The sequence below is a fragment of the Planococcus sp. RAB007_Raresut genome (assembly GCF_057369535.1).
Genome location: NZ_JBXYIF010000002.1, coordinates 71,425 through 87,856 on the forward strand (window position 1 = coordinate 71,425; position 16,432 = coordinate 87,856).

General features: G+C 48.2%; 14 protein-coding genes. 9 read left to right on the forward strand and 5 right to left on the reverse strand.

Annotated elements, in window-relative coordinates:
- The first annotated feature begins 55 nt into the window (after positions 1-55).
- The 9 genes from AC2Q9J_RS04210 to AC2Q9J_RS04250 all read left to right on the forward strand — a co-directional run bounded on the left by AC2Q9J_RS04210 (position 56) and on the right by AC2Q9J_RS04250 (position 11,985).
- Entirely contained in the window at positions 56-3,196 is a 3,141-nt protein-coding gene (locus tag AC2Q9J_RS04210; RefSeq protein WP_499037480.1) for a DEAD/DEAH box helicase, read from the forward strand.
- A 13-nt stretch (positions 3,197-3,209) separates the two neighbouring features.
- Positions 3,210-3,509, forward strand: coding sequence for a hypothetical protein (locus AC2Q9J_RS04215; RefSeq protein ID WP_499037482.1), 300 nt, complete (start codon positions 3,210-3,212; stop codon positions 3,507-3,509).
- The gene (locus tag AC2Q9J_RS04220) at positions 3,491-4,105 is read left to right on the forward strand and encodes an NUDIX hydrolase (RefSeq protein WP_499037484.1); all 615 of its coding nucleotides are present in this window, start codon (positions 3,491-3,493) and stop codon (positions 4,103-4,105) included. The genes AC2Q9J_RS04215 and AC2Q9J_RS04220 overlap by 19 nt, the downstream gene beginning before the upstream one ends.
- Positions 4,106-4,639: 534 nt before the next feature.
- Positions 4,640-5,425: a glutamate 5-kinase gene (gene proB / locus AC2Q9J_RS04225; RefSeq protein ID WP_499037486.1), complete on the forward strand. Its 786-nt coding sequence runs from the start codon at positions 4,640-4,642 to the stop codon at positions 5,423-5,425.
- 18 nt (positions 5,426-5,443) lie between these two features.
- The gene (locus AC2Q9J_RS04230; RefSeq protein ID WP_499037489.1) at positions 5,444-6,721 is read left to right on the forward strand and encodes a glutamate-5-semialdehyde dehydrogenase; all 1,278 of its coding nucleotides are present in this window, start codon (positions 5,444-5,446) and stop codon (positions 6,719-6,721) included.
- Between the two features lie 332 nt (positions 6,722-7,053).
- Positions 7,054-7,788 (forward strand): sulfite exporter TauE/SafE family protein, encoded by a 735-nt coding sequence (locus tag AC2Q9J_RS04235; RefSeq protein WP_499037490.1) that lies wholly within the window; start codon positions 7,054-7,056, stop codon positions 7,786-7,788.
- A gap of 370 nt (positions 7,789-8,158) precedes the next feature.
- The gene (locus AC2Q9J_RS04240) at positions 8,159-9,388 is read left to right on the forward strand and encodes a multidrug effflux MFS transporter (protein WP_499037492.1); all 1,230 of its coding nucleotides are present in this window, start codon (positions 8,159-8,161) and stop codon (positions 9,386-9,388) included.
- A 136-nt stretch (positions 9,389-9,524) separates the two neighbouring features.
- Positions 9,525-10,331 (forward strand): ABC transporter ATP-binding protein, encoded by an 807-nt coding sequence (locus AC2Q9J_RS04245; RefSeq protein ID WP_499037495.1) that lies wholly within the window; start codon positions 9,525-9,527, stop codon positions 10,329-10,331.
- Positions 10,318-11,985 carry a hypothetical protein gene (locus AC2Q9J_RS04250; protein WP_499037497.1) on the forward strand — a complete coding sequence of 556 codons (1,668 nt, stop codon included), beginning with the start codon at positions 10,318-10,320 and terminating at the stop codon, positions 11,983-11,985. The genes AC2Q9J_RS04245 and AC2Q9J_RS04250 overlap by 14 nt, the downstream gene beginning before the upstream one ends.
- Before the next feature lie 491 nt (positions 11,986-12,476).
- Here AC2Q9J_RS04250 and AC2Q9J_RS04255 read toward each other — a convergent pair whose 3' ends face one another.
- The 5 genes from AC2Q9J_RS04255 to AC2Q9J_RS04275 form a co-directional block, all read right to left on the reverse strand.
- Positions 12,477-12,857, reverse strand: coding sequence for a VOC family protein (locus AC2Q9J_RS04255; RefSeq protein ID WP_499037498.1), 381 nt, complete (start codon positions 12,855-12,857; stop codon positions 12,477-12,479).
- A gap of 16 nt (positions 12,858-12,873) precedes the next feature.
- Positions 12,874-13,515: an alpha/beta hydrolase gene (locus tag AC2Q9J_RS04260; RefSeq protein ID WP_499037499.1), complete on the reverse strand. Its 642-nt coding sequence runs from the start codon at positions 13,513-13,515 to the stop codon at positions 12,874-12,876.
- Between the two features lie 343 nt (positions 13,516-13,858).
- Complete coding sequence (locus AC2Q9J_RS04265; protein WP_499037500.1) at positions 13,859-14,269, reverse strand: DUF4395 domain-containing protein; 411 nt, start codon at positions 14,267-14,269, stop codon at positions 13,859-13,861.
- 78 nt (positions 14,270-14,347) lie between these two features.
- Positions 14,348-15,706: a magnesium transporter gene (mgtE, locus tag AC2Q9J_RS04270; RefSeq protein WP_499037502.1), complete on the reverse strand. Its 1,359-nt coding sequence runs from the start codon at positions 15,704-15,706 to the stop codon at positions 14,348-14,350.
- Positions 15,707-15,889: 183 nt separating this feature from the next.
- Positions 15,890-16,423 carry a 1,2-dihydroxy-3-keto-5-methylthiopentene dioxygenase gene (locus tag AC2Q9J_RS04275; protein ID WP_084243507.1) on the reverse strand — a complete coding sequence of 178 codons (534 nt, stop codon included), beginning with the start codon at positions 16,421-16,423 and terminating at the stop codon, positions 15,890-15,892.
- Between the last annotated feature and the right edge of the window lie 9 nt (positions 16,424-16,432).

Here is a 16,432-nt window from a genome sequence, read left to right on the forward strand (position 1 = left end):
TTTTATTAGCGATAATGGAAGGTAAATGCAAGCATGTGCGGGAAAGGGTCATTCCATGAATACATTATTGAACGACTATCGGATAAAAAAATTATGCGGCATGGCTGCTTACCGAAAAGGCAAGGCTTATTTTGATGCGGGCAAAGTGGCATTGGAGCCGCTCAGTGAACAGGCTGCCGTCATCAAAGCGGAGGTCCGGGCAAACGGTATTTTTGAGGTATCGGTCAAGGAGGAACAGGATGGGACGATTCTCGCTTCGTGCAGCTGCCCGCCGGTCGGATTCGTCAGCACCTATTGCCAGCATATTGCCGCAACGCTTCTGGCAATCAATGAAGTGCAGCAGCAGGAACTGCAAAAAACCCAGCGTTTGATGGCGTTGTTCGGCGACAACAATATGCGTCCAAGCAAGAAACAGCTGCATTTTGACGACCGGCCGGTATTGGAGATCAGTTTTCTGCTCCATTCGGTCGAAGCGGAAGACGGCGAGCGTTTCTTCTCAGCGAAACTCAGCGCCGGGATGGATGCAGTTAAGCCGATCCGCGATGCGGGGGCGTTCCTGCAGGCTGTCGATCAAGGCTCCAACTATCCGGTTTCTTCGGATTTAACCTATTCACGGGAGGCATTCAGTTTTACGGAGGAAACGGACGCGCTGCTGCGTGAATTGATGAAGATCAATGGTGCGGTGACTGGCCGGGGCCGCATCATTATTCCCGCCTCTGCCTGGGATACGTTTGTGAAATTGATCGCGGAAATTCCGTCAGTCAATATCGGGCATAAAGGGCGGATTTACAGAGGGTTGCGTTTTGATACCGATTTACCGTTGATATTCCGTTTTGAAGCGGCCGGCGACGCGGGTTATCTGCTGAAAGTGGAAAGGCTCGAACAGATCACGGTCATGAAATCTTACGGACTGGCCATCAGCGACGGGGCATTCGTGAAATTGCCGCAGGACGACTGCGGGCGGTTGGAAGAACTGAAAGAGCTGATGGAAGGTTCGGCTGAGCTGGAGATTGCGCCGGCTCAGGCTGACTATTTCATGGAAAGCGTCATTCCGGGACTGGAACGTCTCGGAGAAGTACATATGGCGGCCGCTGTCACCGGGCGGCTGGAAGAAACACCGCTGTCGGCGAAATTATTTCTCGACCGGATCCGCAACCGGCTGCTTGCCGGAGTTGAATTCCATTACGGCCAACTGGTCATCAATCCTTGTGAAGAAGCGGAAGATGAGATCCGCCATCTGCCAGGCATCCGCCGCCAGCGCGCCAAAGAAGAGCGGATCATGGAGCTTATGAAGAACAGCCTCTTCACCCAAACGGACGGCGGCTTTTACATGCAGGACGAAGAAGCGGAATACGATTTTCTGTTCCACACCATTCCGCAGCTGGAAGAATTGATGCAGGTCTACGCAACGACAGCAGTGAAAATGCGCGTGCAGAAAAATTACCTGGGACCGAAAGTGAAAGTGGAAGTAAAAGAGCGCACGGATTGGCTGGCGTTCAAACTGGAGCCGGGTGAGATTCCAGAGGCGGAAATCCGGCTAGTGCTCGCTGCGTTGAAGGAGAAGCGAAAATATTACCGCATCCCGAGCGGTGCGTTATTGTCTTTGGAGACGCCCGAATTTATTGCGCTGAATGATTTGATGCTTGAACTTGGCAATGAAGAGCAGTGGTTCGGCGACGAAATCCGGCTGCCGCTGATTCAGGGACTGCAGCTGGTGGCGTCGCTTGAGGAAGGCGAATTGCTCGATCCGGGCGCGGATTTTGCGAAGCTGCTGCAGAATCTCAGCAACCCCGAAGAAATCGGTTTTGACATCCCGGAACCGCTGTCAGAAGTGTTGCGTGATTACCAGAAAGCCGGATTCAACTGGCTGAAGGCTTTGGCGAAATACCGGTTTGGCGGTATTCTCGCGGACGACATGGGGCTTGGCAAGACTTTGCAGAGCATCGCGTTCATCCAGTCGGAATTGCCGGAAATCCGCCGGCGAAAAGCTCCGGTGCTGATCGTCGCGCCTTCTTCGCTGACTTATAATTGGCTTGAAGAATTCACGAAGTTCACACCGGATATCAAAGCCGTAATCATTGATGGCAATAAAACCCGGAGAACGAAACGGTTTGCCGACAATGCAGAAGCGGATGTCCTCATAACGTCTTATCCGTCGCTGCGCATGGACGGCGCTTTGTACAAGGGCAAGACGTTCCATACATTGTTTTTGGATGAAGCACAGGCTTTCAAAAATCCGGTGACCCAAACGGCGAAAGCGGTCAAAGCGATTGAAGCGGATTACCGTTTTGCCCTGACCGGGACGCCGATTGAAAATTCGCTGGACGAATTATGGTCGATTTTCCATGTCGTATTCCCGGAATTGCTGCCGAACCGCATGCGTTTTGCTGAAATGCGGCGCACGAGCATCGCCAAACGCGTCCGTCCGTTCATCCTGCGGCGCGTCAAACAGGATGTGCTGAAGGAATTGCCGGACAAAGTCGAAACCCTGCAATTTTCCGAACTGTATCCGGCGCAGAAAAAATATTATGCGGCGTACCTCGCTGAACTGAAACAGGAAGCGCTCAAGCATCTCAATAAAGACAGCCTGCAGAAAAACCGCATTAAAATACTGGCCGGGCTGACGCGGCTTCGCCAGTTATGCTGCCATCCGTCGCTGTTCGTTGAAGGCTATGAAGGCGGTTCAGCGAAATTCGATCAATTGATGGAAATCGTCGAAAGCAGCCGGATGGCGGGACGCCGTGTATTGGTGTTTTCCCAGTTTACGCAAATGCTGCAATTGATCGGCAACCGGCTGACGCGGGAAGGGCGGCAGTATTTCTATCTCGATGGCAAGACCCCGCCGCAGGACCGCGTTGAAATGTGCAGCCGCTTTAACGGGGGCGAAGGCGACTTGTTCCTTATTTCATTGAAAGCGGGCGGCACCGGGCTGAACCTGACAGGAGCCGATACAGTCATCCTCTACGACCTGTGGTGGAATCCCGCAGTCGAACAGCAGGCAGCAAGCCGGGCGCACCGTATGGGGCAGCAGCACACCGTGCAGGTGATCCGGATGGTCGCTAAAGGAACAATAGAAGAAAAAATCACCGAATTGCAGGAGAAAAAGAAGAATCTCATCGACGAAGTCATCCAATCCGGCCAGGAACCACTGGCGGCGATGACGGAAGACGATATTCGGGAATTGTTGATGATTTGATGGGTAGTTATTTATGAAGAAAAAATTTATTTTTGGCATCTCTTCAACTTTGAGAAGGATTTTTGAAGATATGGAGCAAAACAGCGCAGACTCCCAAGGGAGTAGAACCGGAGTTGGCTTGCCAACTCCGGTTCGAGCGCTTTGCGACGAAGCTAGCGCAGCGATGCAGGAGCACGGGTTTTGGAAAGCAAAGCTGTTTTGCGGAATATCGGTTAACATATCTATTCCATTGCCAGGAAAGCATTTAACCGGAGGGTTTGCTAAAATAGAAGGAAAGGAAACGGAGGTGAAGATATGGATCCGAAAAGTTTAGTGGCCCGAGTGAAAGACCGCATTCCGGAAGTTTTGGGCAATAAGGAGTTTGCGAAATTTGCGATTTTACTGCCGTTGATCGAAAAAAACGGCGAAATCCATATCCTCTTTGAAGTCCGTTCCCATCTGCTCAGAAACCAGCCCGGCGACATTTGCTTCCCAGGCGGAAGAATCGATAAACAGGATGAGTCCGAGAAGGACGCGGCTGTCCGTGAAACGATGGAAGAGCTGGGCATCGGAAGCAAGCAGATTTCCGATATTTTCCCGTTGGACTATATCGTTTCGCCGTTCGGCATGATTGTATACAGCTTCGCGGGAATCATCGATCCGGATGTTGAATTTCGGCCGAATCCGCCGGAAGTGGACAGTCTGTTTACGGTGCCTTTGTCGTTTTTCCTCGAAAAAGACCCAAAGGTTTACCGGGTGAATTTTGATATCCAGCCGGAAGAAAGTTTCCCCTACGATCTCATCGCAGGAGGGGAAAATTATAATTGGCGCACCCGCCAGGTCGATGAATATTTCTATATCTACGAAGACAAAGTAATATGGGGCCTGACCGCTAAAATATTGACGCATTTCATGGAGATCATTCGCTGAATGGTCTTTTTTTTATACTTTTTCCGAGAAGTTGAGACATGTGTTTTAACAGCTGAAAAAGGCCGCGAGATAAGGTTTTTTAAATTTTTTTTGAGATTGGCGTGACCCCTACACATCATAGGCTTCAAGCGCCACGGCACACCGGCGAAAAACTGGGGGTAATTTGGAAATGAAAATAATGTGTGTTACCATTGCTACTTAATTGTTTTGTTTAAATTTTCACAAGCGATTATTTAAACAATACCGAACGAAGCGGAGCGCTGGTGAGAAGGTGCGCAGATTCAGAGAGAAAACCCAGTTGGCGGTTTTAGAATCTATGCAGGATTATACGCTCATCATTTTATTTTAAATTCATAAACTCTTTTTCACAGTGTTAATTCGGTCTATTAAGTTAAATAAAAACATCGTAACAGCGTATAGTCTAATCGTTTGATTGAGCACAATCTTCAATTGGAAAACATGCCATGGAGCCGAGGTTTTTCCGTCTTTAAGAAGAAGGAAAAATGTTTTATTTATAATAGGAGATGATAGTAAGTGGAGAAGAAAAGAATAGTCGTAAAAATAGGCAGCAGCTCATTGACGGACGCAAGCGGTAAATTGTCGATCAGCAAGCTGCGTGAACACGTGGAAGCATTGGCCCGTTTGAAAGACCACGGCCACGAAGTGATTTTAATCTCATCAGGAGCGGTAGCCGCAGGATTTAAGAGCATCGGCTATTTATCGCGCCCGGATGCAGTTGTCGATAAACAATCAGCTGCGGCTGTCGGACAGGGACTGTTGCTGCAGGCATATGCAGATGAATGCAAGAAGCACGGCATTGTCGCCGCACAGTTGCTGTTGACCAAAGACTTATATAAAAACGCGAACGATACAATCTCGAATTTATTGGAGCGCGACGTATTGCCGATCATCAATGAAAATGATTCGGTGTCTGTAAAAGAATTGACGTTCGGAGACAATGATATGCTGTCGGCGTTAGTCAGCAAATTGGTGCACGCGGACTTCCTGATAATTTTGACGGATATCAACGGCATCTACAGCGGCAACCCGAATACCGACCCAACAGCTGAAAAATATACATTCCTTACAGAAGTCCATGAAGAAATGGAAAATGCCGCTTCTTCAGAAGGCTCTTCAAACGTTGGCACCGGCGGAATGAAATCAAAAGTGATAGCTGCTAAAACAGCATTGTCTTCAGACGTACAGGTCTTTATCGGCTCTGGTGAAGGCAGTGAAAAGCTGGTCGACATTTTTGAAGGAAAAGGCGACGGAACTTATATCGGCACACTGGTGGAACCTAAAGTATTAGTGAATGCATAAATCGAAAGGAGACAAAGGATGACTGAACTTCTACAAGAAGAAAAAGTTACAGAAACTGAATTGATCCTAAAAGCACAAAAAGCAAAAGAGGCCGCTTTCCAATTGGCGAAAGCGACGACAGCAGATAAAAATGAGGCTTTGCAATCTATTTCAGCGCAATTGCTGGAGGAACAGGACTTCATTTTAACTGAAAATGCAAAAGACATAACGGCCGGGCAGCAGGCAGGGATGAACGATTCACTGGTGGATCGCCTGAAACTGGATGCAGCCCGTTTGAAAGATATGGCTGATGCACTCATCCAATTAACCCAGTTAAACGACCCCATCGGAGAAACCCTCGAAAAATGGGAGCAGCCTAATGGACTGGCAATGACGAAAATCCGTGTTCCAATCGGGGTTGTCGGCATGATCTATGAAGCGCGCCCTAACGTAACAGTTGATGCCTCGAGCCTGTGCCTGAAAACAGGAAATGCGATTGTACTGCGCGGCAGTTCAACCGCTATCAACTCCAATAAAGCGATTGTCCAGGTAATTCGCCGTGCGCTGGAAAAAACCAATTTGCCGGTTGAATCGGTTCAATTGCTGGAAGATACGCGCCGGGAAACGGCGTCGCAAATGTTCAAATTGAACGATTATCTGGATGTTTTGATTCCGCGCGGCGGAGCGAAGCTGATCCAAACGGTCGTGCAAAATGCCACAGTACCCGTTTTGGAAACAGGAGCGGGGAACTGCCACATCTTTATCGACCAAACAGCTGACGTGAAGATGGCAATTGATATTGCGATCAACGCGAAAACACAGCGGCCTTCTGTCTGCAATTCGTGCGAAACGATTCTTGTGCAGAAAGATTGGGCAGACGCCCATCTGGCTGAACTTGTGGATGCTTTACAGGGAGAGAACGTGAAGATTCACGGAGATGAAGCTGTACAGCAGCTATCTTCATCTGTTGCGCCTGCAACTGACGAAGATTGGGCGACGGAATATCTGGGCTTTGAAGTGGCCATAAAAGTCGTTGACACGGTCGATGCGGCCGTTCAGCACATCAATCAATACGGCACGAAGCATTCGGAATCCATCATTTCAGCGGAAGCGGCGAACGTTGAACAATTCTTCAATGAAATCGATGCAGCTGCGGTTTATCACAATGCTTCGACCCGCTTTACGGATGGCTTCGAATTCGGCTTCGGCGCCGAAATCGGCATCAGCACACAAAAACTTCATGCCCGCGGACCAATGGGCTTGCCGGCTTTGACATCAACGAAATATATTATCAGAGGCAATGGACAAACGAAATAATGAGCAGTGGAAAGCTATCCCGAAAGTCGTTTGAGCGGCTTTTGTGGGTGGCTTTTTTTGCAGGATAAAAAGTATGCTTTTCGATACGTGAAGAGGCTTTAAAGAGAGCGAATTTCTGTCTAGACTCCAACGGCCAACTCCTCGAGTCGTAAGCCTCACTGGCTAGGCGGCTGAAAACATGCCACTACGCCAGCGTGTCTTACGCTTGTCGGAGCTGAGCGGCCGTTTCCGCTTTTCTTTACATAAGTAAAACTTATCGTTTTTCATAATAACTATTGAATTTATTTAAGTGGATGGAAGGATTATAGTTAGGGTGAAAAGAGGTGACGGGGATGGATTTCATATTTATGTTCTTTCTCGGTGTGGTTGCCACGACTTTGGGGACCTTGGCTGGTGGCGGCGGGCTGATCAGCCTGCCAGCGATGCTGCTGCTCGGGTTGCCCGTCCATTCAGCAATCGGCGCCAATAAAGTCTCGAATACAGTTAGCTCGTTCTCCAGCTTTTATTACTTAATCCGCAAAAAGAAGATATCGTTGAAAGAGTCTTATTGGATTGTGCCGGTCAGCTTATTGGGCGGTGTGGCAGGCGGCTTTATCGCTTCATCGATACCGGAAGAACAGATGTATATACTGGTGAGTTTTCTTTTAATCGCTGCATTTTTCACTTCGTTTATTGGTAAAAAAGGATTTACGGGTGAAAGCCGGCTGAAATTGGAGCCGAAAAGTGCGGGCGGGTTATTCGGTATCGGAATATATGACGGCCTTTTCGGTCCGGGGCAGGGAACGCTGATGCTGTTCCTGTTCAGCTATCTCAATATCGCCTATATCCGCGCAGTTGGCTTTGTGCGGCTTGCTACATTTTCCAGCTGTCTCGGAGCTGCGGTCACCTATACGCTGGCGGGCCATATCATCTGGCAGTTGACGCTTGCGCTGATGGCCGGATCGGTTACCGGGGCACAGGCAGGCGTGAGAATTGCCGAAAAGCTCAATCCGAAATTTGTGAAGCCGCTGCTGCGTGCGGTCACCGTGTTGTTAATTGCGCAGATTCTTTTTACGCGAGTATTTTGATGGACTACAGGATAATAAATGAAGCCTTTGCGTATGCAGAGGCTTTTTTGGTTGGGTTACAGGGGTTGTAAGAGGTAAATCTACTGGGAATAATTGCTTGATTTTTTATTCGATGCTCAATTATCCTGCGTTTCGGAATTTGCGGGCGATTAAATTAGTTTACGGGCGATAAAAATAACTTGCGGGCGATAAAAAAATTATATCGGCGTTCAGCCAAAAAACCGGAGTGAATTGGAAATAATTACTTATTTTATTTAAGAGAACGAGATTCAATAATTCAAGAAGTTAAAAAAAGGGAAGTCTGTCTTGTTCTGTGTTAGGCTAAAAAACAGCTATTTTCTTTTCAAAAACTTGTTAAGAAGAAATATAAATGAAAGAAGGTACCAACCGAATGAAAAATATAGCCGGGATGAAACGATCACGTTTCATCATACTTTTAGGCGCGTTAACAGCTATGATTCCTTTTACCATCGATATGTATCTTCCGGCGTTTCCGACTTTGGCAGAGGTATACCATACCAATGCGTCGGCAGTGCAGCTCAGCTTGACCGCCTGTTTGCTGGGGCTCGCATTTGGGCAATTGGTGACGGGGCCGCTCAGTGATTCACTCGGCCGTAAAAAGCCGTTGATCATTTTTTTGATAGCTTATGCCATCGCTTCAGTCGCTTGTATCTTTGCTCCGAACATATACATATTCATCGGATTGCGCTTCGTGCAAGGCTTTGCAGCTTCTGCCGGGCTCGTTATTTCCCGGGCAATAGTGCGGGATGTCAGCAGCGGATCGGAATTGACCCGCCTGTTTGCGTTGCTGATGGTCGTCAATAACCTCGTGCCGCTGCTTGCTCCATCAGTAGGAAGTACGGTCCTCTTGTTTGCCGATTGGAAAGGGATATTCCTGATTCTCAGTTTGCTGGGGCTCATTCTTTTATTCGTGAGCGCTTGGCGCCTTGAAGAAACCCTGCCGCCGGAAAGAAGGGTGCCGGGCAATCTGACGGAAACGTTCAGCAATTTCAGCATCATCATCAAAGACCGGAAGTTTACCGGTTATGCGTTGGCACAGGGACTGTTGATCGGCGGCGTCTTTGCCTACGTGGCCGGAACGCCGTTCATCTACCAGAACATCTACGGCGTTTCGCCGCAGGTCTTCAGCATCCTGTTCGGAATGAACGGCATCGGCCTGATTTTCGGCAGTTATGCCGTTGGCCGTTTCAGCCATGTCTGGTCGGAGAAGAAATTCCTTGAAGTCGCGTTGTATACGGCAACTGCTGCTGGTGCTGTCCTGCTTACTGTCGTGTTGGTTGATGGACCGCTTTGGGCTGTCGTCATTCCGATCTTCTTCTTTGTCACAGCAATCGGCGTCGTCGGCACCGCTTCCTTCACGCTGGCAATGGAAGAACAAAGCCGCGTGGCAGGCAGTGCCTCTGCGTTGCTCGGACTTCTGCCATTCGTTCTTGGTGCAATCGCCGCGCCTTTAGTAGGGGCGGCTGGAGAAGATACCGCTGTACCATTAGGTTTGATCATATTCACCATGTGTCTGCTGGCACTTCTTGCCTATTTATTCCTTGTAAAACGTCTGGATCATAAAGTTGATGCGAAATAAATAAAAATGGAAAATATAACCTTGCAGCTGTCGGAACCTATTCGACAGCTGTTTTTATTTATCCTAAATCGACTCCCAATTTCAACCATTTGAATGTTAAAATTAATGTATTACATAAAATTAATGAGGTGTTCAGATGGATTCAGCAAATGAATCAATTCTATCCATTCAGGATCTGACAATGAGCTACGGAGGAAAACAGGTGCTGAACGGCATCAACCTGGAAGTGCAAAAAGGGCAGATTATCGGCTATATCGGTCCGAACGGCGCCGGCAAAAGTACGACGGTAAAAATCATGCTCGGCCTTATCGAGGATTATAAAGGGAAAGTCGTGATTTTCGGCCAGGACATATCAAAAGGCGACCCGTCCTATAAACGCCGAATCGGTTATGTGCCCGAAAATGCGGAAGCTTACGACAACCTGACAGCAATGGAGTATCTCGTCTTCATCGGAGAACTTTACGGTTTGGAGCAGGCGTTTGCACAAGGGAAAGCGGAAAGCTTGCTGCAGCAGTTTGATTTGATCGATGTCCGCCATGCGCGCCTGTCTTCTTTTTCAAAAGGAATGAAGCAGAAGGTGCTGATCATTTCGAGTCTCCTGCATAATCCGGACCTGCTGTTTTGGGATGAACCGCTCAGCGGTCTTGATGCCAACAGCATGATGGTCATCCAGGAAATCCTGTCGCAGCTGGCGAAAGAAGGAAAGACCATCTTTTATTCGTCGCATATCATGGATCTGGTCGAAAAGATCAGCAATCGCATTGTCCTGCTGGTGAACGGCAAAGTCGTGGCGGATGGCAGTTTCGAGGAATTGCAGGAACAGAGCGAGGAAGGGTCGTTATCGGGAATCTTCAACCAATTGACGGGCTTTACCGAGCATCGTGAAAAAGCGGCGCATTTCGTTTCCGTCGTAAGAGGAGACCATGACGATGCGGGAGTTTAAATCACTCAAATTCATCGCGTTGTTCAAGGGGCTGTTCCGTCGTTTCGGCGTCGATTACGAAGTCATGATGCTGATTTTGCGGATCAAACTGACAATGGACGAGCGGCGGGTGCCGACGGTGTTCAATGAAATGGGCAAGAAAAAAGAAGGCAATCAATTCCTGAAGTCATTGTGGATCTACGGCATCTACAGTCTACTGTTGCTGCCGTTCCTGTTTATCGGCGAGAATTACATTTTCCAGATGAGTATCATGTTCGGCATGATCTTGTTTATTCTGATGACTTCAATGATCGCCGATTTCACATCGGTCCTGCTGGATGTCCGCGATAAGAACGTGCTGCAGACGAAACCGGTCGATAAAAAGACGATTACGGTTGCCAAAACGATTCATATTCTGATTTATATGAGCTTTGTTACCGGCGCATTTGTAGCCTTGCCGTTGTTCGTGGGTTTATACCGGCACGGACCTCTATTCTCTTTGATTTTCCTGGGAGAAATCCTATTGGCGATGTTATTGGTTGTCGTGTTGACGTCGCTGCTTTACCTGTTCGTGCTTCGTTATTTCGACGGGGAGCGCTTGAAAGACATCATCAATTACGTCCAAATCCTGCTTTCCGTGGGTCTCATAGTCGGTTACCAGGTGCTCATCCACGCATTCGAATTCTCTGATCTCAATATCACTTATGCGTTCAGCTGGTGGCATTTCCTGATTCCGCCGATTTGGTACGGTGCGCCGTTTGAGATGGTCCTGAACGGCAATGCGTCCGGCTATATGATTGCGTTTACGGTACTTGCGATTCTTGTGCCGATTGTTGCGATTTTGATATACAGCCGATTGATGCCTTCATTTGAACGTAATCTCGAAAAAATGCTGAGCGATACGAAAAGCCGCAAGCCTGGCAGTCATTTACTCGACAAATTTTGGGCGAAGCTATTGTGCCGCAGCAAGGAAGAACGTGTTTTCTTCCGCTTTTCAGCGTTGATGATGAAAAAAGAAAGAGAGTTCAAGCTGAAAGCTTTTCCGAATCTTGCGATGTCTGTGATTTTCCCGTTTTTATTCATATTCAATGAATTGCGGATCCGCAGCTTAGCCGATATTTCGGAAGGCAATATGTTTTTGTTCATCTATTTCTGCAATATCATGATTCCAGGGACGATTTTCATGCTGAAATTCTCCGGCAGCTACAAAGGCGGCTGGATTTTCAGGGCAGCGCCGATTGAGCGTGAGTCAGCAGCTTTCAGCGCGGCCATCAAAGCGTTTCTCGCCAAACTGTATCTTCCAATATTTTTGGTGGTCGGCATTGCGTATATCTTCATCTTCTCGGCACGCATCCTGCCGGACCTTGGCGTGGTGCTGCTGAGTGCGATTCTGCACTCACTGATCACCTATCGAATAATGAAAGACGAAGACTTTCCGTACACCAGGTCATTCGAATTCGCACAAGATCCCGGCTCTGCCCGGATGATCTTGTTGACGTTCATCCTCGGCGCATTCCTCGGCGTCCATTTCATCGCGAGGTCGATCGACTACGGCATTTACGTCTATTTGGTACTGCTGATTGTGGCAGTGGTCGTCGGGTGGCGCAAAACGTTTCCGGAGAACTGGAAAGCGGAGGATGTGAAAGAAACTTCCAAAGCGGAAGTGGAGATGTAGGGAGACACCTCACTGGAGCGAGTGCTTCTGTGGGGTGTTTTTATGGAGAGTGAAAATTCGTTTCTGGTAATATTATACAATAAAATCTCTGTTAAATTGAAATGAAGAACTAGAAAGTATTTGTGACGAATTGGAAAGTATTCCAGTCATTTTGGAAAGTATTTGAGTCAAACTGGAAAGTATTTAAGGTGATTTGGAAAGTAAGTCCAAATATTGGAAAATGAATTGCTGATTTTTCATTCTTTGATACGGTAAATCCCGCTCTCAATATGTAATGGACAGTATTCGACTCATAACAGACAGTATATCCTTGAAAGTAGAAATATCATTTCTCAAGCTTTTATCTGGCATACTTCAAAAAAAAACATTGAATTCATCGGATGGTTTCGCCGCACAGCGGCAACCATCCACTGGAACATTCGCCCTGGCGAATGTTTTTCCAATCCATAAGAAAGTCCGGACGGCTGTCGCTGTCCGGACTTTTTTCATCGCTATGAAGCAATCTTATCACTCGTCAAAGCATGCGTATTTCCCTCGGTGTCTTCAAAGAACGCCATCCACGTTTCAGCGGGACCGTTTTTGACGACACAATGGGGAGGGCCGCTGAACTCGACACCGCGCGCTTGAAAGTCGGCGTAGCTGAGGTCAATATCTGTCACATCAAAATAGAGCACCGAACTGGCATGGGCGAATTGCTCCCTTTCCGGCAGGCTCAGCATCAGGCGCAAGCCGTCGCAGTCGAAGAACGCCATCGTATCTGTGTTGAACAGGAGGGACAGGCCCAGTTGTTCTTTATAAAAGTCGATCGCCCGTGCAATATCTTTCACAGGCACGCCGATTTGACTGATTTTCTGCACAGCGGTTGTAATCATTAATATTGTCCTCCTTTTAGAATTTCTCGATTTCGTTCATGATGTCTTTCATAATGTCGATGGAAGCTAGGGTCTTTCCGGGAATCTCCAGACTGTGCTCGGTGCCGGGCACCAATCGCAGCATCATCTGCGGATTCGTTTTTATTTGATTCCAGCGATCATCATCGTAACCCGGATCTTCATCGCCAATAAAACCGAGTGCCCGGTTCGGGAGAGTCTGCATCGCGTCAAAAACATCCGGCCGTTTGATGAGCGGCGTCAGCCAGATGGCGGCTGCGTCCCGGAACAGCGGACGCTGCAATTCGGAAGCCAGCGCGATGGTGCCGAAGGATTTGCCGATCAGGCAGAATTTTGCGTAGGAGGATTCAGCCATCACTCCTTCGATGATTTTTGCCACATCAAAGCGAACGGCTTCGCTCAATTCTTCCATACTGAAGTCATCGTAAAATTCATCGTTGTAACGGTAATTCACATTTAAAACATCGTAGCCTTTTTGCAGATAGATATCCGTCGCGTAATGGAACAGCGGTGCCTGGCTCGTATACCCGGCGCCCGGCAGCATTACAGCAAGGCGGTCCGAAGCTTCTTCCTGCCTAATCATCAGATAAGGGACTCCGTAACCTTTATAACCTTCAGCAGATCCTTTTACTAATTTCACCAGCAACTCCCCCTATTATTTCCAGTATAGCGAAATTTCGGAATTGTGAAACTGCAAATTGAAATAAAGGCATAAAAAAACGCCTCATTAATACTTATTATAAATTTACTATGCAACTCCATTTAGAGAAGGCAAACAGAGATATGAAGCAAAACAGCGAAGACTCCCAGGTGACTAAGCGAAGTGCTGAGATCCACTCGAGCAAAGTGGAACGAGCTCGAGTTAGCTCAGCGCGAGCCACCAGGAAAGCGGAGCTGTTTTGCGGAATATCGGTTCCTAGCTTTCTTTCTCAACAAGCGAACGCCTCATTGAAAGTGAAATACTTTCAATGAGGCGTCCAGTTTTAATTCGTCCGTGTGCGGTTGTGCTTCATCATCATCAATCGGTAGCGGACGGTGCAGCCGATGCAATAGCCCATCAGCGCAATGCCGGCTGCCGCCATGACCATGATGCTGAAGAAATAAGCGGCTGCCGTGATTCCAGCGGAGAAGAATACCAGCGATAACCCGAGGCAGACAGTCGCAATCCATTGATTGAACAATTGCTGGTCGCGGTCTTCCTGGATATATTCATTGGCCGGCTTCTTCAAAAGCGGTCTGGCGGCCATGATGACCGGATTCTTTTTCGTGATCAATGTATAGACACCCACTGCAAACGGCAGCAGGAGAATGGCTGGTGAAAAGATCAGTCCGGCGATAACGGACAATACGATAAAACTCTGATTTATTTGGACAAGCGGTTTTGGAATCGTCATAATGCAGCCCCTTTACTCTTTTGGATATTATACCAAGTAACTTAATAGGAATAAAGGGAATAGTACTGGCGCAACTTTCTACATCAATTGGGAGATGAAAACAGTGGCGATGCCGAAATAAATCAGCAGCGACAAAATATCGTTTATTGTCGTGATCAGCGGTCCCGATGCGATGGCGGGGTCGATGTTTAATTTGAATAAGATCAAAGGGATAATGGTGCCGGCCATGGTTCCGATAATCAGCGTCAGGAGCAGTGAACTGCCGACGACAAAGCCGAGCACGAGGCTGTCTTGCCAAAAATAAGCGATGCCCGTGATCAGCACGGCGCAAATCACGCCGATGATGATGCCGACCCATAATTCCCGGACAATCAATTTGATGCTTTGGCGGAAATTCGGTTTTTGCGATACGAGGCCGCGCACGACCACTGCCAGCGACTGTGTGCCGGTGTTGCCGGTCATGCCAGCAATCATTGGCATGAAGAAAGTCAGCGCGACAACCGTTTCAAGCGTCGCCTCGAACCGGCTGATGATGCCGCCTGACAGCAATCCGATAAACAGTAAAAGGACGAGCCACGGCAGGCGACGGTAAGCGGCGACGATCGGCTTGGTTTTGAAATCAATCGATTTACCGGAAGCGGATAGTTTCTCGATATCCTCATTGGCTTCCTGCATCACGACATCGATTACATCATCGACGGTCACAACACCGACGAGCCGGTTATCGTCTTCCACAATCGGCAGCGAGACGAAATCGTAGCGGCTGATGAGATTGGCGACTTCTTCCTGGTCCGTCAGCACATCCGCTTTTACAACCCGGCTGTACATGACATTTTTGATTTCTTCATCCAGCTCACCGAGAAGCAGGTCCTTATAGGATACAACCCCTTCAAGGCGTCTATCCTCATCGACCACGTACAGGTAGTTCAGAAATTCGGCGTAATGGACGAAATGCTTAATCTTGTCGATAGCTTCACGGATGGTGTAATGGCTCGGAATCCAGACGTAGCGGTCATTCATGATCCGGCCGGCGGTTTCCGGCGGATAATTCATCAGGTTTTGGACGATAGACGATTCGTCAGTGTTCATATTTGCCAATAATTCTTCGGCACGATGTGGCTCGATATCGGCAAGCAGCGACGCGAGATCATCATTATCCATCCGGTCGAGAACTTCCTTGGACTTTTCGATGCCCAATTTCTGAAGGATTTCCAGCTGTTCTTCGCTGTCGAGCTCATCCATCAATTCCGTCAATTGTTCCGTCGTTAAGTATAGTAGAAATTTAGTGCGGTGCTTGTCCGGTATGCGGAGGTAATGCTGCGCCATATCATAAGGCTGCAGCTCATCCATGACTTCCTGGAACTCCAGGATCCGCCCTTCTTTCAGCGACTGGACAATCGCCAGTGTAATTTCGTTATCGGTCATTAATAATGCCATCAGAATCTCTCCTTGAATCAACAGAACGCCTGCGTTCCGAAAAGCGGATGCGCGGCGTGTTCATTTGTTACACTATCCCCCAAAACGCCGGTGATGAAAAACTTTTTTTATGCAAAAAAATCCCGGCGAGCCGAAGCGATGCGCTTCTTCTCCGGGATTCTGTTTCGTTTAGTTGGACTGCTTTCAGCTCTGTACGCTTTCTTCCTGATAAACCGGGACCCATCCTTCAGTCGTAACGAAGATGCGCACAGCGACCACTTTACGGTCATCGGAAAGGGTGAAATAATGCGTAATGTTTTCCGGTACCGAAATCAAATCGCCAGGCGTCAAGTGGACTTCGAAAAAGCGCTCGTCTTTGCCCTGGATGATGAAAACGCCGTGGCCGCTGACGATATAGCGCACTTCGTCGTCAGTATGGATGTGTTTGCGCTGGAAGTTCTTCAATAATTCGTCCAGTTTCGGATTCGAGTCGGAAAGGGAAATGACGTCAGCCGCTTTGTAGCCGCGGCGCTCGGAGATGTCGTCGATTTCCGCTTTGAACGCTTGCAGGATCTGTTCTTTCTCGTCATCGCTCAAATCGAATTTTTCGCGGAGCGGTTCCGGCAATTTATTGATATCCCAGTGCTCATAAACGACTTCCTGCTGCTCCAAAAATGCTGCGACTTCGTTTTGCGCTTCGATCGTTTCGTCTGTACCTTGAATTTTGATGATTGCCATTATAAATCT